The 15,821-nt window shown below is 72.3% G+C and carries 17 protein-coding genes and 2 tRNA genes; 8 read left to right on the top strand and 11 right to left on the bottom strand.

Annotated elements, in window-relative coordinates:
• Nucleotides 1–49: 49 nt before the first annotated feature.
• Entirely contained in the window at nt 50–937 is an 888-nt protein-coding gene (locus V8J36_RS07210) for an NAD-dependent epimerase/dehydratase family protein (RefSeq protein ID WP_336466604.1), read from the bottom strand.
• Nucleotides 934–2,673: an FAD-dependent oxidoreductase gene (locus tag V8J36_RS07205; protein ID WP_336466603.1), complete on the bottom strand. Its 1,740-nt coding sequence runs from the start codon at nt 2,671–2,673 to the stop codon at nt 934–936. Before V8J36_RS07205 ends, V8J36_RS07210 begins: the two co-directional genes overlap by 4 nt.
• A 189-nt stretch (nt 2,674–2,862) precedes the next feature.
• Between V8J36_RS07205 and V8J36_RS07200 the strand changes: the two genes are divergently transcribed.
• The 5 genes from V8J36_RS07200 to V8J36_RS07180 are packed head-to-tail and all read left to right on the top strand — an operon-like array spanning nt 2,863 to nt 8,013.
• Nucleotides 2,863–3,975, top strand: coding sequence for a Gfo/Idh/MocA family protein (locus V8J36_RS07200; protein WP_336466602.1), 1,113 nt, complete (start codon nt 2,863–2,865; stop codon nt 3,973–3,975).
• 7 nt (nt 3,976–3,982) lie between these two features.
• Complete coding sequence (locus V8J36_RS07195) at nt 3,983–4,816, top strand: IclR family transcriptional regulator (protein ID WP_336466601.1); 834 nt, start codon at nt 3,983–3,985, stop codon at nt 4,814–4,816.
• 7 nt (nt 4,817–4,823) lie between these two features.
• A complete protein-coding gene (locus V8J36_RS07190; RefSeq protein WP_336466600.1) occupies nt 4,824–6,575 on the top strand; it encodes an FAD-dependent oxidoreductase in 1,752 nt (583 codons plus the stop codon).
• Nucleotides 6,572–7,183 carry an NIPSNAP family protein gene (locus tag V8J36_RS07185; protein WP_336466599.1) on the top strand — a complete coding sequence of 204 codons (612 nt, stop codon included), beginning with the start codon at nt 6,572–6,574 and terminating at the stop codon, nt 7,181–7,183. Before V8J36_RS07190 ends, V8J36_RS07185 begins: the two co-directional genes overlap by 4 nt.
• Nucleotides 7,184–7,191: 8 nt before the next feature.
• On the top strand, nt 7,192–8,013 hold the full coding sequence (locus V8J36_RS07180) for a sugar phosphate isomerase/epimerase family protein (RefSeq protein WP_336466598.1): 822 nt from the start codon (nt 7,192–7,194) through the stop codon (nt 8,011–8,013).
• A 15-nt stretch (nt 8,014–8,028) separates the two neighbouring features.
• Here the strand turns inward: V8J36_RS07180 and V8J36_RS07175 are convergent, their stop codons facing one another.
• On the bottom strand, nt 8,029–8,256 hold the full coding sequence (locus V8J36_RS07175) for a LysR substrate-binding domain-containing protein (protein WP_336466597.1): 228 nt from the start codon (nt 8,254–8,256) through the stop codon (nt 8,029–8,031).
• 409 nt (nt 8,257–8,665) lie between these two features.
• Here V8J36_RS07175 and V8J36_RS07170 point away from each other — a divergent pair, with 409 nt between their 5' ends.
• A complete protein-coding gene (locus V8J36_RS07170; protein WP_336466596.1) occupies nt 8,666–9,508 on the top strand; it encodes an alpha/beta hydrolase in 843 nt (280 codons plus the stop codon).
• 31 nt (nt 9,509–9,539) lie between these two features.
• Nucleotides 9,540–10,529: a hypothetical protein gene (locus tag V8J36_RS07165; RefSeq protein ID WP_336466595.1), complete on the top strand. Its 990-nt coding sequence runs from the start codon at nt 9,540–9,542 to the stop codon at nt 10,527–10,529.
• Between the two features lie 142 nt (nt 10,530–10,671).
• Here the strand turns inward: V8J36_RS07165 and V8J36_RS07160 are convergent, their stop codons facing one another.
• The 7 genes from V8J36_RS07160 to V8J36_RS07130 all read right to left on the bottom strand — a co-directional run bounded on the left by V8J36_RS07160 (nt 10,672) and on the right by V8J36_RS07130 (nt 15,204).
• On the bottom strand, nt 10,672–10,983 hold the full coding sequence (locus V8J36_RS07160; protein WP_336466594.1) for a phosphoribosyl-ATP diphosphatase: 312 nt from the start codon (nt 10,981–10,983) through the stop codon (nt 10,672–10,674).
• Nucleotides 10,980–11,741: an imidazole glycerol phosphate synthase subunit HisF gene (gene hisF, locus V8J36_RS07155; RefSeq protein WP_336466593.1), complete on the bottom strand. Its 762-nt coding sequence runs from the start codon at nt 11,739–11,741 to the stop codon at nt 10,980–10,982. Before hisF ends, V8J36_RS07160 begins: the two co-directional genes overlap by 4 nt.
• Nucleotides 11,742–11,963: 222 nt before the next feature.
• Nucleotides 11,964–12,689, bottom strand: coding sequence for a 1-(5-phosphoribosyl)-5-[(5-phosphoribosylamino)methylideneamino]imidazole-4-carboxamide isomerase (gene hisA / locus V8J36_RS07150; RefSeq protein WP_336466592.1), 726 nt, complete (start codon nt 12,687–12,689; stop codon nt 11,964–11,966).
• A 100-nt stretch (nt 12,690–12,789) separates the two neighbouring features.
• Nucleotides 12,790–13,716, bottom strand: a complete 927-nt coding sequence (locus V8J36_RS07145) for a glutaminase (RefSeq protein ID WP_336466591.1) — start codon at nt 13,714–13,716, stop codon at nt 12,790–12,792.
• A complete protein-coding gene (hisH, locus tag V8J36_RS07140; RefSeq protein WP_336466590.1) occupies nt 13,716–14,354 on the bottom strand; it encodes an imidazole glycerol phosphate synthase subunit HisH in 639 nt (212 codons plus the stop codon). The genes V8J36_RS07145 and hisH overlap by 1 nt, the downstream gene beginning before the upstream one ends.
• The gene (gene hisB, locus V8J36_RS07135) at nt 14,354–14,941 is read right to left on the bottom strand and encodes an imidazoleglycerol-phosphate dehydratase HisB (RefSeq protein WP_336466589.1); all 588 of its coding nucleotides are present in this window, start codon (nt 14,939–14,941) and stop codon (nt 14,354–14,356) included. The genes hisH and hisB overlap by 1 nt, the downstream gene beginning before the upstream one ends.
• A 188-nt stretch (nt 14,942–15,129) precedes the next feature.
• Nucleotides 15,130–15,204 (bottom strand) — tRNA-Gly (locus V8J36_RS07130).
• A gap of 93 nt (nt 15,205–15,297) precedes the next feature.
• On the opposite strand from V8J36_RS07130, the gene V8J36_RS07125 reads away from it, so the two are divergent.
• Entirely contained in the window at nt 15,298–15,606 is a 309-nt protein-coding gene (locus tag V8J36_RS07125; RefSeq protein WP_336466588.1) for a hypothetical protein, read from the top strand.
• Between the two features lie 28 nt (nt 15,607–15,634).
• On the opposite strand, the gene V8J36_RS07120 is transcribed toward V8J36_RS07125, so the two are convergent.
• Nucleotides 15,635–15,709: transfer RNA gene (locus V8J36_RS07120), tRNA-Gly, on the bottom strand.
• Between the last annotated feature and the right edge of the window lie 112 nt (nt 15,710–15,821).

The following is a 15,821-nucleotide window of genomic DNA, read 5'->3' as shown; positions in this document are numbered from 1 at the left end:
ATCATTCGGGCCGGGTGCAGGAAATGGATCTTGCGGGCGCATCGTTGGACTATTGCTCGGCGAGCGGTCGCAGGGCCCGCAGTTCGGACAGGCTGTCGGATATGCCCCGTGCGACGGTGGTGACCGGGTGGGGGCCCAGTTCTGGGGGCACCGGATCGTTGGACAGATCGGCGGGGATCTTCAGCGCCGGCCCCTCGATGCTGACGCCGTCCCAGCCGGACTGGCGGGCGAGTTCCGCGGTGAAGGCGGTCATCTCGACCGTGTCCCCGGCAAGGGTCAGCATCGTGGCGCCGGGACGCGGGCGGATGACGCCCGCCACCAGCAGCCGCGCCACGTCGTCGACATGGACGAAGCCGACCCGGCCCGAGAAGCGGATCGTCGCGGGCACGCGGCGCACCGCGGCGTCGATCGCGATCGAGGGCCCGGCGGCGATGCCCGACGAGATGCCGGGACCGTAGACGATGTAGGGCCGCAGCCCGAGGCTGGGCATGCCATGGTCGCTCGCATAGGCGCGGGCGATCCCCTCGACGGCGAGCTTGGTCGCGCCGTAGACCGTCGCGGGGGCAGGGTGGACGGCATCGGCGGGCCCGAAGACCCCGGCCGTGGAAAGCCATGCAACGGGCAGGCCTGCGCGCCGCGCGGCCTCGAACACCGCGACCGACCCCTGCACGTTGACGCGCACCGCGCGCATCGGATCGGCCGCGCAATCGACGGTCATCAGCCCGGCGAGGTGGATGATCCCCCGGCAGCCCTCGGCCGCGGCGGCGGTGGCGGCGGGATCGGCGATGTCGCCCGCGACCACGTCGGTGCCCGGGGGCAGGCGCGCGGGGTCGGGGGCAAGATCGAGGACACGCGCCGCGAGTCCCTGCGCCGCAAGGGCGCGCAGCACCCGCTGCCCGACGAAGCCCATGCCGCCGGTGACGAGAACCGGGCTCATGCCGCGGCCCTCGCGCGGTCGGCGGCCCGCGCCGCCGCGCCGCGGGCCGCGATCGCGCCGAAGACGATGGCTGGCCCGACGGTGATGCCGGGGCCCGGATAGACCCCGCCCATGATCGAGGCCAGATCGTTGCCGCAGGCATAGAGCCCGCCGATGACCGAGCCGTCGTCGCGCAGCAGTTCCGCCGCCTCGTTGCCGACCAGCCCCTCGGCCGAGCCGATGTCGCCGGGCCAGAGCCGGACCGCGTAATAGGGCGCGGTGTCGAGCCGGCCCAGCGTCGGGTTCGGCCCATGGGCGGGATCGCCGTTCGCGCGCTCGTAGGTGGTGGTGCCGCGGGCGAAGTCCTCGTCGATGCCGGTTTCGGCGAAGCGGTTCATCCGCGCGACGGTGTCCGCGAGGCCCGCGGCGTCGATGCCGAGCTTGCCGGCCAGCTCTTCCAGCGTGGCGCCCTGCGTCAGGTAGCCGTCGGCAAGGAAGGGCTTCGGGTCCTGCCCGCCGGGGCGGATCATCCCCATCCCGTATTTCGCCAGCGCCGTCGCGTCGGCGATCAGGAAGGCCGGCACGTGCGAGCCGTCGCGGTCGGCGGCGAACTGGGCGGCGCCGAAGAGGTGATACGAGGTCGACTCGTTGACGAAGCGCCGCCCGTCGCGCCCGACCGAGAGGATGCCGGGCTTCGAGCGGTCGAAGACGAAATGCGGGAACACCGCCATGCTGCCATCCGCGCGGCGGCGGTGCGAGCAGGGGGCCCAGAAGCAGGGCTGCGCCGCAAGGCTGCCGTGGCGGGCGCCGAGCGTCAGGGCGAGGTCGTGCAGCCGCCCGGTGTGGCCGGGGGCCGAGGGGCTGAAGTCGGGCACCGGCGCGGGCAGCATCCGGCCGCGCAGCTCGGGATGGCGGGCGAAGCCGCCGGTCGCCAGCACGACGCCGCCCAGCACCTCGAGATGCCGGGTGACGCCCTTCTGCACCAGCGTCAGCCCGGTGACGCCGGTGGCGTCCGCCGCCAGCGCCGTCGTCTCGCATTCGGTCAGGATCGTCACGCCCAGCCGCCGCGCGGCCGCCAGGAACTGGCCGATCAGCGCATTGCCCATCACCAGCCGGGTGCCGCGCCCGTGGCGCAGCTTCGACAGCCAGTAGCGCCCGATCAGCCGCGCCGAATAGACCGTGGGCGCCAGACCCTTGCCGATCTTCATCAGGTTCGCGATGTCGTCGCGGTCGATCATCATGCCGCCAAGGATGGTGAACTCGGGGATCGGCGGGCGGATCAGGTGCAGGTCGGACCCAAGGCCCGACGCGTCGAAGGGCACCGGCTCCAGCGCGCGCCCGCAGGAGGTCGCGCCCTCGATTTCGGACAGGTAGTCGGGGTGGAAGGCGCGCGGACGGAACCGCAGGCCCGCGCGGTCTTCGAGCGTGGCGATGACTTCGGGTCCGGCGCGCAGGAAGGCGTCGCGCGCGGCCTTGGACGAGCGGTTGCCCACCGCGCGGTCGAGGAAGCCCGAGGCGGTCTCGAAGCTGTCGGTCGCGCCGACGGTCGACGCGTGGCGGGTGTTCGGGACCCAGGTCGTCGCGGCGGAATAGGCGGTAGTCCCGCCAAGATAGTCCGTCCGTTCGACCAGAAGCACCCGCGCGCCGGAGAGCGCCGCGAAGACCGCGGCAGACAGGCCGCCGGCCCCGGTACCCAGCACCACCACGTCGAAGCTGCTGCCGTCGGGAATCCCCGACAGGCCATCGGCTGCCGTCATCTGTCACCCTCCCTGGCCGTCCTCCCGGCCCGCCTTGCGGCTCATCCCGGACGGTGATTCCCGCCCCGGACTGCCATCAGATGGCAGATTAGTGGAAACACTTTCAAGTTTTAAATTTGCTTCCATAATGCGCTTTGCCGTGGCATCAGGAGGGGACTCGGGCCGGGGAGGGCCCGGCAGGAGGACGGGATGGACAGCGCGGTGCGCATTGCAGTGGTCGGGGCCGGGGTCATCGGCCGCACCCATGTCGAGACGCTGGGGCGAATGGCGCCGCGGGGCGAGGTGCGGCTGTCGGCGATCGTCGATCCGATGCCCGCGGGCCGGGCGTTGGCGGCAGGGCTGGGCGTGCCGGCCTTCGACGATGCCGAGGCGCTGGTCGAGGCGGGCGCCGCCGATGCCGCCATCGTCGCGACCCCGAACGAGACGCATCTGCCGCTGACCGCGGCGCTGATCGGCGCGGGTCTGCCGGTGCTGCTGGAAAAGCCGGTGGCGGAAAGCCTGCAGGCTGCGCGCGCGCTGGTCGCGCTGCAGGCCCGGCTGGGCGTGCCGGTGCTGGTCGGCCATCACCGCCGCAGCAATCCGATCGTGGCCCGTGCTCGCGAGGCCATCGCGGCGGGGGAGATCGGCGATCTGGTCATGGCCTCGGTCACCACCAGCCTCGCCAAGCCCGCGGCCTATTTCGACATGGCCTGGCGGCGCAGCCCCGGCGCGGGCGGCCCGCTGCTGATCAACCTGATTCACGAGATCGACATGCTGCGCCATTTCTTCGGCGAGATCGTCTCGGTCCAGGCGATCGTGTCGAACGCGCAGCGGGGCTTCGCGGTCGAGGATGGCGCGGCGGTGGCGCTGCGTTTCGCCGGTGGCGGGCTCGGGACGGTGGCGATCAGCGACGCGGCGGCGGGCCCCTGGGCCTGGGACCTGACCGCGGGCGAAAACCCCGGCCGGTTCCCGGCGCACCCGGTCAGCGCGCATCACTACGCGGGCAGCCGCGGCGGGCTGTCGCTGCCGGACCTGACGTTGTGGCGCCACGACGGCCCCACCGACGGCCCTCCCGACTGGACGCGCCCGATGCGCTCTGAACGGCTGACGGCCGCGGCCACCGATGCCTATGAGGCGCAGATCGCGCATTTCGCCGATCTGGTGACCGGGCGCGCCGACCATCCGCGGGTCAGTCTTGCCGACGGCACCGCCAATCTGGCGGTGATCGAGGCGATCCGCACCGCGGGCGCCACCGGCCGCGTGGCGGAGGTTGACCTTTCGGGTCTGACCGCGGCCGATGCCTGCGTTGCCGCACACGGATGAATCACAGATGAGCAGTGTCCTCGAAAAAGCCCTGAACCTGGTCGAGATCCTGGCCGACCACCCCTCGGGGCTGCAGGTCTCGATCCTTGCCGCGCGCACCGGCCAGCCGGTCAGCGGCGTGCACCGCACCCTGCAGGAGCTGGCCCGGCTGGGCTACGTCCGCCAGATCGCGACGCAGGGCGACTATGCGCTGACCATCAAGCTGCCGGCGATGGGGCTTGCCTTCCTTGGCCGAGCCGGGGTGCCCGACATCTCGCAGCCGATCCTCGACCGGCTCGCCCAGCGCTCGGGCGAGCTGATCCGGCTCTCGGTGATCGAGGGCGATCAGCTGACCTGGGTCGGCGTCGCGCAGGGCGCGACCGGTGGGCTGCGCTATGATCCCGGGCTCGAGCAGGGGGTGAAGGTGCATCTCGCCTCGTCGGCGGGCGGGCAGGCCTGGCTGTCGACGATGGCCGACGAGGACGCGCTGGCCCGGGTCTATGCCCAGGGCCTGGTCCGGGACGAGCCCGACCGCGGCCGCGGCGCGCCGGTGCAGGTCGCGGACCTGCTGGCGCGGCTGGCCGCGGCGCGGGTCGCGGGCTATGCCGTCGCCGCCAACAGCTATTACGAGGGCATGACCGCGATGGCGGCGCCGGTGCGCTACCGCGGCACCGGCCCGGTGATCGGCTGCGTCTCGATCGCCGGCCCCTCGGTGCGGATGACGCCCGAGCGCGTGCGCGCCGATGCCCCCGCGCTGCTGGAAGCGGCGGCGGACCTGGGCGAGGCGGCGGCCGGCTCGCAGTTCTTCCAGACGCTCCTGCGCGCGCTCGAGGGCGACGAGCCGGGGCGACGCATCGCATGAGGCGGGGATGAGCGACGCGGCGGAGGGGATCGACTGCGACGTGCTGGTCATCGGCTCGGGCGCGGCGGGGCTGGCCGCGGCGGTGACCGCGGCGCATCACGGCCTGTCGGTGGTGGTGGCCGAAAAGGCCGCGGTCTTCGGCGGCACCTCCGCCTGGTCGGGGGGGTGGCTCTGGATCCCGCGCAACCCTCTGGCCGCCGCCGCCGGCATCGACGAGCCGCCCGAGGCGCCGATGACCTACCTCAGCAGCGAGCTTGGCAACCGCGCCGGCGATCCGCGGATCCCGGTGTTCCTCGAGAACGGGCCGCAGATGGTCGGCTTCTTTGCCCAGCACAGCGCCGTCGAATGGGTCGACGGCAACCGCATCCCCGATTTCCACGAGACGCCGGGGGCGGGCAGGGGCGGGCGCTCGGTCACGGTCGCGCCCTATGACGGGCGCGGGCTCGGGGCCTGGATCGACCGGCTGCGCCCGCCGCTCGACGTGACGACGCTGGCGGGGATGGGCATCGCCGGGGGAGCAGACCTGCGGCATTTCTTCAACGCGACCCGGCGCCCGGCCTCGCTTGCCCATGTCGCGCGGCGGCTGGCGCGGCACGGGCGCGACCTGCTGACCCATCGCCGCGGGTTGCAGCTGGTCAACGGCAACGCGCTGGTCGCGCGGCTGCTGCGCTCGGCGCTGGACAAGGGCGTGCGGCTGCTGGCCTCGGCCCCGGCGACGGCGCTGACCCGCGAGACGGGCCGCGTCGCGGGTGCCCTTCTGGCGACCCCGGCGGGCGAGATCCGGGTGCGCGCCCGCCGCGGCGTCGTGCTGGCGACCGGCGGCTTCCCCCATGACCCCGCGCGGCTGCAGGCGCTTCTGGGCGAGGCGCAGGCGTTCGGCCATTTCTCGGCCGCGGTGCGCGAGGACACCGGCGACGGCCTGCGCCTGGCCGAGGCGCAGGGCGGCGCGATTGCGGGCGACCTCGCGGCGGCGGCGGCCTGGGCGCCGGTCTCGCTCTGGCCGCGCCCCGACGGGACGGTCGCGCATTTCCCGCATCTGATCGAGCGCGCGAAACCCGGCATCATCGCCGTCACCCCCGAGGGCCGCCGCTTCGTCAGCGAGGCCGACAGCTATCACGATTTCGTCGCGGCGCTGCAGGCGGCGACGCCGCGGGGCCGTGCGCCCGAGGCCTGGCTGATCGCCGATCATGCCGCGCTGCGCCGCTGGGGACTGGGCGCGGTCAAGCCCTTCCCGATGCCGATCGGCCCGGCGCTGCGCTCGGGCTACCTGCGGCGCGGGCGGACCCTGGCGGCGCTGGCTGCGGCCTGCAACCTGCCTGCCGCCGCGCTGGCAGACACGGTGGCGCGCTTCAACGGGCCCGCCGCGCGCGGGGAGGATCCCGAGTTCCATCGCGGCGACAGCGCCTACAACCGCGTGCAGGGCGACCCGGACCATCCGGGGCCGAACCCCTCGCTGGCGCCGCTGGCCACGGCGCCCTTCTACGCGGTGAAGATCGTGGTCGGCAGCCTTGGCACCTTCGACGGGCTCAGGACCGATCCCGGCGCCCGCGTGCTCGATGCCGCGGGGCGGCCGGTGCCGGGGCTCTTCGCGGTCGGCAACGACATGAGCTCGATCTTCGGCGGCCATTACCCGGCGGGGGGCATCACCCTTGGACCGGGAATGACCTTCGGCTGGATCGCCGGCCGGGTGCTGGCCGGCCAGCCGGTCGCGGGCGTGGCGCCCGACCCAACAGGACAGGCAGAAGGAGACCCTGCATGAGCTATTACGAACTGGCGACCCTCGACACCGTGATCTTCGGCGCCGGCAAATGCGCGGGCCCGATCGAGGCCTGGTGCGGCGCCGGGCAGGGCCGGCTGCTGGGGGCCTGGGGCACCGACATCGGCCGGCTGAACCGCATCTTCGTGCTGCGCGGCTTCGACGAGGCCGGCCAGATGCTGGAAGAGCGCCAGCGCGCGCTCCTGTCCGACGACCCCTGGGGCTGCAGCGCCCATCTGGTCGGTCTGACCATGGAAAGCCACCGCGCCTTCGACTTCCTGCCGCCGGTCGTGCCGGGCAGCTTCGGGCCGGTCTACGAATTCCGCACCTATCACACCCATCTCGCCGGCATCGCGCCGACGATGGCGAAATGGGCCGAGGCGGTGCCGGGGCGCGAAGCCTATTCGAAGCTGACCGTGGCGATGTACGGGCTGGACGGGGCGCCGCGCGTCACCCAGATCTGGCCCTACGAAAGCCTCGCCGCCCGCAGCGAGGCCCGCGCCCGCTCGGTCGCCGATGGCAAATGGCCCCCGAAGGGCGGCCCCGACTGGCTGCGCCCCGAGATGACCAGCCAGATCGCCCTGCCGCTGCCCTTCTCGCCGCTGAAGTGAGCGCGCCGATGACCCACCCGCTTTCGCTCGCCTTTCTCACCGTCTTCGACATCGGCCCGCTCGAGGCGGTCCGGGTCGCGGCCCGCACCGGCTACGACATGGTCGGGCTGCGGATCCTGCCCGCCGCCCCCGGGTCGGAACCCGACTATCCGCTGCTGACCGACGACCGCCTGCTGGCCGAGGTGCGCAGGGCGCTCGACGACACCGGCGTCGCCATCGGCGACATGGAGATCGTCCGTCTCGGGCCTGCGCCGGACTGGGATCTGTTCGCCCGCTTCTGCGACCGGTCCGAGGCGCTGGGCGCGCGCCATGTGCTGGTGGCGGGCGACGATCCCGATCATGCGCGGCTGGCCGAGAGCTTTGCCCGCTTCTGCGCGCTGGCGGCGCCGCATCGGCTGACCGCGGATCTCGAGTTCATGCCCTGGACGCGGGTGCCGAACCTGTCCACCGCCCGCGCCATCGTCGAGGCCGCGGGGGCCGCGAACGGCGGCGTGCTGGTCGATGCGCTGCATTTCGACCGTTCGGACTCGACCCTGGAAGAGATCGCGGCGCTGCCGCCGTCACGGGTGAACTACATCCAGCTTTGCGACGGGCCCGACCCCTGGGACCCCTCGGACGCCGAGCTGATCCGGGTCGCCCGGGGCGAGCGGCTGCTGCCCGGCCTTGGCGGCATCGATCTGGCGGGCGTGGTCCGCGCCGCCCCGCCCGGCGTGACCGTCAGTGTCGAGATCCCGCATCGCGCGCTGGCCGCCAAGGTCGATGCCGAGGGCCGCGCGGCGATGGCGATCGCGGGTGCCCGGGCCATCCTGCGGGCCGCGGGCCGCGCCTGACCCGCGGCGCGGCGGTCAGGGCGCGCGACCACGCCAGCCGTGCACATGCGCGATCATCGCGCGCAGCTTCGGCGGCAGGTTCCGCCGCCCCGGGTAGAGCAGGTAGAACCCGGCGAAGGGGGGCAGGTCGTCGTCCAGCAAACGCACCAGCGCGCCGCGCGCGAGGGCGGGGGCGAAGGTCTCTTCGATCCCGAAGGTGATCCCGCCCCCGGCGTTCGTGGTCAGATGCGCGGGGACCGCCACGTCGAAGGCGCTCCCGTCCTCTTAGAACTCCCAACGGTAGGGGGCGCCGGCCGCGCCCCGGCCGCCTACCAGCCGCCCCGCAGGCGTCACGGCGCAAGCCACACCGACGGCGGGCCCGGCCAGCGACGTCGGGGCCCGCCGCACGCGGTGCTGCCAGCCTTCAAGCCCGGGGCCGAAGGCGCGCTGCCCTCCGGCCCGACCGTCGCCCTGTTGCGCACCACGACGAGGGACATCCCCCGCAGGCCCAGGGACCGGCAGCCGCGCGCGCCCCTGAAAATCTTGCCCTGCCACAGGTGCCGCCCTAGACATGGGGCGCGTGCCCTCACGCGCTGCCACCTTCGGGACACAGGAACAGCCGGCGCCACCCGGCGCCACCGCCAGGCTCCCCCGACCTGACCGGATCCGCTGCATGTCGACCGACGATCCCGCTTGCCGATGGAGCAACCCCGCGCCGGGGCTGCACCGTCTTGACCTGACCGCCGCCGGCAGGGCGCATGTCATCTTCGTCCGCGCGCCGCGGGGCGGGGCACCGGCCGCGGGCTGGCCCTCGCTCTGGCTGCTCGACGGCGATGCCACCCTGCCGCTGGCCCCTCGGGATGCGCCGGGGATCGTCGTCGCGCTGGCCTTCCCCTCCGGTGCGGCCTTCGACCGCGACCGGCGGTCCGAGGCCTATACGCCCGCACCCGACGCCGAAATCGGTGCGTCGCGGTCCGGGCCGGTGCATGGCGGTGCCGCAGCCTTCCGGCGCAGCCTGCTCGGGGCGATCCGGGCAGAGGTCGCCGCGCGCTGGCCGCTGGATCCGGCGGCAACGACGCTCTTCGGCTTTTCCTACGGCGGGCTTTTCGCCTGCGACACCCTGCTGACCGCGCCGGGCAGCTTCGCGCGGTTCTGCGCGGCCAGCCCCTCGCTGTGGTTCAGCGGCTTCCAGATCCTGCGCCGCCTGCGCGCGGGGGACGAGGCCTGCCAGGCCGCCGGTGCCCCGCGCCCCGCCGTGATGCTGAGTGCCGGGCGTTACGAACAGCATCCCCCGGCCGGCACCCCGCCCGCGCGCCGGGCGCATCTCACCGCCCGCGCGATGCTCGATTCGACGGCAGAGGCGGCGGAACTGCTGCTCTGGGCCGGCCTGCCGGTGACGCTCGTGCACCGTCCGGATGCCGATCACCACGCGATGCTCGCCCAGGGCGTGCAGGCCGCGGCGCTGGCCTGCTTCGGTGACGCTTTCGCCTTCTCGCCCCCGCGGCGCGGCCTATAATCGCCCCGGACGGACCAAGGAACCACCGACGATGACGGCATCCCCCGCGTTCAACATCCTTGCCGTCGTGCAGGCCGGCCGGCTCGAATACGAAGCGCTGGTGCTGGCCGCGAGCCTCGCCGGGCGCAGTCCGGCCCTCGCCGGGCGCCTCTGGCTGGCCGAGCCGCAGCCGGGCCCTCTCTGGTCCGCCGACCCGCGCATCGCCCCCGCGACGCGGCGGATGCTGACCGAGCTCGGGGCGCGGATCGTGCCGCTCGAGTGCCGCCACTTCGGTGAAAGCTATCCCCACGGCAACAAGATCGAGGCGCTCTCGGTGCTGCCACCGGGCGAGCCCTTCCTGTTCCTCGACACCGACACGCTGATCCTGGGCGATCTCGCGCAGGTGCCGTTCGACTTCGCGCGCCCCTCGGCCTCGATGCGGCGCGAAGGCACCTGGCCCGAGCCGCCGCTCTACGGTCCGGGCTACGGCGCGATCTGGAAATCGCTCTACGACCGCTTCGGCCTCGACTACGCGAGCTCGCTCGACCTGTCGCAGCCGGACGAATACTGGGCGCGCTACCTCTATTTCAACGCGGGCTGGTTCTTCGGCGCCGATCCGGCGGTGTTCGGGACCCGTTTCCGCGACTGGGCGCTGGCGCTGCGCCGCGACCCGCCCGACGAACTCGCCTGCCAGTCGCTCGACCCCTGGCTCGACCAGGTGGTGCTGCCGCTGGTGATCCATTCCCTCGGCGGCGGCCGCCCGGGGCCCGAGCTGTCCGGCCTCGACGGCGCCGTCACCTGTCACTACCGCACGCTGCCGCTGCTCTATGCGCGCGAAAGCGATGCGACGGTCGCCGCGCTCGAGACGACGATGGCACCGAACCCGCTGAAGAAACTTCTGAAGGACTGGGAGCCGATGAAGCGGATGGTCTACCAGGGCCGGGGCGCAAAGGTCCGCGCGCTTTTCGACCGCGCTGACCTTCCCCGCCGCGAGCAGATTATCCGCGCCCGCATCAAGACCGCCGGCCTCTGGATGCGCTGACCTGCCACCTTCGGCTTGGTGCAAATACTCCGGGGGAGCCCGAAGGGCGGGGGCGGAGCCCCCACTTGCCTCTTTCGCATTGGCCCAAATATCCCGGGGGTCAGGGGGCAGCGCCCCCTGCGCCGCCCGTCACCCGCGCCCGTCAGCCGCGCGCAGCCTTCTCGGCGATGCCCGAGGTCCCGTGCCGCCGGTCAAGCTCCGCCAGCACATCCGCCAGCGCCACGTCCCGCGCCGCCAGCATCACCACGAGGTGATAGAGCACATCCGCCGCCTCGTAGGTCAGCTTGTCGCGGTCGCCCTTCACCGCCTCGATGATCGCCTCGACGGCTTCCTCGCCGAATTTCTCGGCGCATTTCTCGGGACCCTTCGCCAGCAGCTTCGCGGTCCAGGAGGTCTCGGGATCGGCGCCCTTGCGGGCCTCGACGGTGGCGGCCAGGCGGTCGAGCGCGCTCATGCAAGCCTCATCGGGATGCCCGCGGCGGCCATGTGCTCCTTGGCCTCGCGGATGGTGAAGTCGCCGAAATGGAAGATCGAGGCCGCCAGCACCGCCGAGGCGCCGCCCTTGGTCACGCCCTCGACGAGGTGGTCGAGCGTGCCGACGCCTCCGCTCGCGATCACCGGCAGGTCGACGGCGTCCGAGATCGCGCGGGTCAGCGGCAGGTTGAAGCCCGCGCGGGTGCCGTCGCGGTCCATCGAGGTCAGCAGGATCTCGCCCGCGCCCTTCAAGGCGACGGTGCGGGCGAAGTCGACCGCGTCGATGCCGGTTGGCTTGCGCCCGCCATGGGTGAAGATCTCCCACCGCCCCGGTTCGACGGTCTTGGCGTCGATCGCCACGACGATGCACTGGCTGCCGAAGCGGTCTGCGGCGCGGGCGACGACATCGGGATCGGCGACGGCGGCGGAGTTGAAGCTGACCTTGTCGGCCCCTGCCAGCAGCAGCGCGCGCACATCTTCGGGCGTGCGCACCCCGCCGCCGACGGTGAGCGGCATGAAGCACTGCTCGGCGGTGCGGGTCACGAGGTCGAACATCGTGCCGCGGTTCTCGTGCGTGGCGTGGATGTCGAGGAAGCACAGCTCGTCGGCACCGGCGGCGTCATAGGCTTTGGCGGCCTCGACCGGGTCGCCGGCATCGCGCAGATCGACGAAGTTGACACCCTTGACCACGCGGCCGTCGGCCACGTCGAGGCAGGGAATGATCCGGGTCTTGAGCATGGGCGGTCCCCTTTCGCGGATGCTCTAGCGCGGGACGGAGACGAGGGGAAGGGTCCCGGCGGTTTCGCAACGGTCAGGGTCGGAGGGGGCGCTGCCCCCTCGCGGGCCTTGCCCGCTCACCCCCGGGATATTTGGGCCAATGCGAAAGCCGGAAAGAGGGGGCTCTGCCCCCGCGCGTGCCGCGCTCCACCGGAGTATCTTCGCCAAGCCGAACGGGGCGGGTCAGCGTACCTTCAGGGCGGCGAGCGCTTCGGAAAGGTCGATGGCGCCGTCGTAGAGGGCGCGGCCCGAGATCGCGCCGTTCAGCATCGGGGCCGCGTCGCGCAGCGCGACGAGGTCCGACAGTTTCGAGACACCGCCCGAGGCGATGACCGGGATGTTGACGGCCTTGGCCAGCGCCGCGGTCGCCTCGACATTCGGGCCGCCCATCGCGCCGTCGCGGTCGATGTCGGTGTAGATGATCGCGGCGACGCCGGCATCCTCGAAGCTCTTCGCGAGATCGGTGACCATCACGTTGGTCTCGGTCGCCCAGCCCTTGGTCGCGACGCGGCCGTTGCGGGCGTCGATGCCGACCGCGATCTTGCCGGGGAAATGCGTCGCCGCCTCGCGCACCAGGGCCGGGTTCTCGACCGCGACGGTGCCGAGGATCACGCGGGCAAGACCCTTTTCCAGCCAGCGTTCGATCGTCGCCATGTCGCGGATGCCGCCGCCGAGCTGGCAGGGCACCCTGACCCGCGCGAGGATCGCCTCGACCGCGGCCGCGTTCACCGGCTCGCCCGCGAAGGCGCCGTTCAGGTCGACGAGGTGGATCCAGTCGCAGCCCGCGTCAGCGAAGGCCGCCGCCTGCGCGGCCGGGTCGTCCGAGAAGACCGTGGCCTGGTCCATGTCGCCCTTGAAAAGGCGCACGCAGTTGCCGTCCTTCAGGTCGATGGCGGGGTAGAGGATCATCTCCGGTCTCCTTCCGGCTTCGCTCGCCGGGCTCTTGCCACGGGCGGGCGCGGGGCTCAAGCGGGCAGGCGCTCGCGCGCGGTGCCGCCTGCGCGAGGGATCAGCCGAAGACCGACCAGCCGGTGGCGCGGGCGAGCATCTCCATCGCCTCGGTCCCGAGCTTGGAATTGCCGCGCGCGTTCAGGCCCGGCGACCAGACCGCGATCGCCGCCCGGCCGGGCGCAACCGCGAGGATCCCGCCGCCGACGCCGGACTTGCCCGGCAGGCCCACCCGATAGGCGAAGTCGCCCGAAGCGTCGTAATGGCCGCAGGTCATCATGATCGCCCCGATCCTCCGGACCCGGCTGGGCGAGACCAGGCGCGGCGCGCCGGGGGCGTTGGTCAGGAACAGGCCTGCGCGCGCCAGCTCGATGCAGGACATCTCGATCGCGCATTGGTGGAAGTAGCAGCCCAGCACCTTCTCGACCGGGTTCTGCAGGTTGCCATGCGCGGCGATGAAATGCGCGAGCGCCATGTTGCGGTGGCCGGTCTCGGCCTCGGATCGCGCGACGGCCTCGTTGATGCGGATCAGGCCCTGCGATTCGTCCTGGCCGGCGGCGGTTCGCACGAAGCGCAGCACCTCGCCCAGCAGTTCGCGCGGGGCATGGCCGGCGAGGATCGCGTCGGTGACGACGATGGCGCCGGCGTTGATGAACGGGTTGCGGGGGCGGCCCTGTTCGACCTCGAGCTGCAGGATCGAGTTGAAGGGCTGACCCGAGGGTTCGCGCCCGACCCGTGTCCAGAGGCTGTCGCCCAGCCGCCCGAGCGCCAGCGCCAGCGTGAAGACCTTGGACACGGACTGGATCGAGAAGGGCACCGTCGCATCGCCGGCGCTGTGCACGGTGCCGTCGGGCAGGGCCACGGCGATGCCGAACTGCCTCGGGTCGACCGCGGCCAGTTCCGGGATGTAGCTTGCGACCTGCCCGCGATCCTCGGACAGCGCCAGCGTCTCGGCGATGCGGTCGAGGATCTCGGGCAGGGGCCGCATCAGGGCGCCCAGGCCAGGAAGTTGGCGATCAGGCGCAGGCCGGTAGCCTGGCTTTTCTCGGGATGGAACTGGGTGCCCACCACAGTGTCGCGGCCGACGATGGCGGTGACCGGGCCCGCGTAGTCGACATGGGCCAAGAGATGCGCGGGATCGGCGACCTGCATGTGGAAGCTGTGCACGAAATAGGCGTGATCGCCGCTCGCGATCCCGTCCAGCACCGGATGCGCCCGGTCGACCACCAGATCGTTCCAGCCCATGTGCGGCACCTTCAGCGCCCGGTCGGCGGGGGCGATCCTCACCACCTCGCCCGGGATCCAGCCGAAGCCGGCGGTGGGTTCGTATTCCAGCCCGCGCGTCGCCAGCATCTGCATGCCGATGCAGATCCCGAGGAAGGGACGGCCCTTCGCCGTCACCGCCTCGTCGATCGCCTCGAAGAGGCCCGAGCGGTCGAAGAGCGCGCGGCGGCAGGCCGGGAAGGCGCCGTCGCCGGGCAGGACGATCCGGTCGGCCTTCGCCACCACCGCGGGGTCGGCGGTGACCACCACCTCGCCCGCGCCGGTCTCCAGCGCCATGCGCTGGAAGGCCTTCTCCGCCGAATGCAGGTTGCCGCTGTCGTAATCGACCAGCGCCGTCAGCATCAGAGCGCCCCCTTGGTCGAGGGCAGCTGGCCCTCGAGCCGGGGATCGGTCTCGACCGCCATCCTGAGCGCGCGGGCGACGGCCTTGAAGGCAGCCTCGGCGATGTGGTGGCTGTTGATCCCGTGCAGCCTGTCCACGTGCAGGGTGATGCCCCCGTGGGTGGCGATGGCCTGGAAGAATTCGCGCACCAGCTCGGTGTCGAAGGTGCCGATCTTCTCGCTGGGGAAGTCGACGTTCCAGACGAGGAACGGCCGGCCCGAGAGGTCGAGCGCGCAGGCGACCTGCGCATCGTCCATCGCCAGGTTGAAATGGCCATAGCGGCGGATGCCGCGCTTGTCGCCCAGTGCCTTCACCAGCGCCTGGCCGATGGCGATGCCGGTGTCCTCGACGGTGTGGTGGTCGTCGATGTGCAGGTCGCCCTGGGTCGAGATGTTCAGGTCGATCAGCGAATGGCGCGAGAGCTGGTCGAGCATGTGGTCGAAGAAGCCCACGCCCGTCTCGTTCTTGTAGCTGCCCGTGCCGTCAAGCTCGAGCATCACCGAAACCGAGGTCTCGGCCGTCTTGCGGGTGATCGTGGCGCTGCGCATCGGCGGATCTTTCGTCTTGGAACGGCTGCCTTATAGGGCGGGGCGCGCGGGCGGGCAATTCCATTGCAACAGGCGCCGGGGGAGGCGCGCCTCCCCGGACCCCCTGCGCCCTGGCGCGAGGGTCCCGGCGCCGCGCGGGTCCCGGAAACGCGAACGGCCGGCCCCGCAAGGGACCGGCCGGTTCGATTTGGAGCGGGCGATGAGATTCGAACTCACGACCCTAACCTTGGCAAGGTTATGCTCTACCCCTGAGCTACGCCCGCACTCCGTGGCGCGTCTGATAGCGATGCGCGCGCAGCGGCGCAAGAGGGAATTCGCGCTGCCGCAGCGGAAGCGGCGGCGAAGGGGGGGACAGGATGACCGGGGGCGATCTGCGGACGCGCTACGAGGCCGAGGTGCGGGCGCTGGCGGCACTGGGCGCGCGGCTTCGGGCCGAGGGGCAGGGGCCGGAACAGGTGGCGCGGGCGCTGCATGGCGCGCGGCTGCGGCTGTCGGTGGACTATCGCGCGCTGACGCCAGAGCCGCGGCGGTCGCGGATCCTCGCGCGGACGCGGGCGGTCTACGGCTCGGAAGAGGGGCCGACGATCGAGGCGCTGCGGGCGGCGGGGAAAAGCTGGGAAGAGATCACACAGGGCGCCTGTCGCCCCGGAGAGGCGGTCAGATGATCGTCGCTGTGGAAGGATCATCCGGAACTGGAGCGGGCGATGAGATTCGAACTCACGACCCTAACCTTGGCAAGGTTATGCTCTACCCCTGAGCTACGCCCGCAACCGGTTCCGGTGGGCGGTGATCTACTGAAGCGCGCCGGGGGCCGCAAGAGGAAAAATGACGCCTCCCGCGAGGGAAGGCGCAAGGCGCCGGATCCGGTGGCGACCTGAGG

It is taken from the genome of Frigidibacter sp. MR17.14, assembly GCF_037095735.1.
Lineage (GTDB): Bacteria > Pseudomonadota > Alphaproteobacteria > Rhodobacterales > Rhodobacteraceae > Frigidibacter.
This window is presented reverse-complemented; position numbering and strand designations above follow the sequence as displayed.

Bases quoted from the DNA above. Each gene is read 5' to 3' on its own strand.
- V8J36_RS07200 (WP_336466602.1), top strand. From the start codon at position 2,863: ATGGACAGCGCGGTGCGCATTGCAGTGGTCGGGGCCGGGGTCATCGGC.
- V8J36_RS07190 (WP_336466600.1), top strand. From the start codon at position 4,824: ATGAGCGACGCGGCGGAGGGGATCGACTGCGACGTGCTGGTCATCGGC.
- V8J36_RS07145 (WP_336466591.1), bottom strand. From the start codon at position 13,716: ATGCGGCCCCTGCCCGAGATCCTCGACCGCATCGCCGAGACGCTGGCG.
- V8J36_RS07170 (WP_336466596.1), top strand. From the start codon at position 8,666: ATGTCGACCGACGATCCCGCTTGCCGATGGAGCAACCCCGCGCCGGGG.
- V8J36_RS07195 (WP_336466601.1), top strand. From the start codon at position 3,983: ATGAGCAGTGTCCTCGAAAAAGCCCTGAACCTGGTCGAGATCCTGGCC.
- V8J36_RS07165 (WP_336466595.1), top strand. From the start codon at position 9,540: ATGACGGCATCCCCCGCGTTCAACATCCTTGCCGTCGTGCAGGCCGGC.
- V8J36_RS07160 (WP_336466594.1), bottom strand. From the start codon at position 10,983: ATGAGCGCGCTCGACCGCCTGGCCGCCACCGTCGAGGCCCGCAAGGGC.
- V8J36_RS07180 (WP_336466598.1), top strand. From the start codon at position 7,192: ATGACCCACCCGCTTTCGCTCGCCTTTCTCACCGTCTTCGACATCGGC.
- hisB (WP_336466589.1), bottom strand. From the start codon at position 14,941: ATGCGCAGCGCCACGATCACCCGCAAGACGGCCGAGACCTCGGTTTCG.
- V8J36_RS07205 (WP_336466603.1), bottom strand. From the start codon at position 2,673: ATGACGGCAGCCGATGGCCTGTCGGGGATTCCCGACGGCAGCAGCTTC.
- V8J36_RS07185 (WP_336466599.1), top strand. From the start codon at position 6,572: ATGAGCTATTACGAACTGGCGACCCTCGACACCGTGATCTTCGGCGCC.
- hisA (WP_336466592.1), bottom strand. From the start codon at position 12,689: ATGATCCTCTACCCCGCCATCGACCTGAAGGACGGCAACTGCGTGCGC.
- V8J36_RS07125 (WP_336466588.1), top strand. From the start codon at position 15,298: ATGACCGGGGGCGATCTGCGGACGCGCTACGAGGCCGAGGTGCGGGCG.
- V8J36_RS07210 (WP_336466604.1), bottom strand. From the start codon at position 937: ATGAGCCCGGTTCTCGTCACCGGCGGCATGGGCTTCGTCGGGCAGCGG.
- hisH (WP_336466590.1), bottom strand. From the start codon at position 14,354: ATGCTGACGGCGCTGGTCGATTACGACAGCGGCAACCTGCATTCGGCG.
- hisF (WP_336466593.1), bottom strand. From the start codon at position 11,741: ATGCTCAAGACCCGGATCATTCCCTGCCTCGACGTGGCCGACGGCCGC.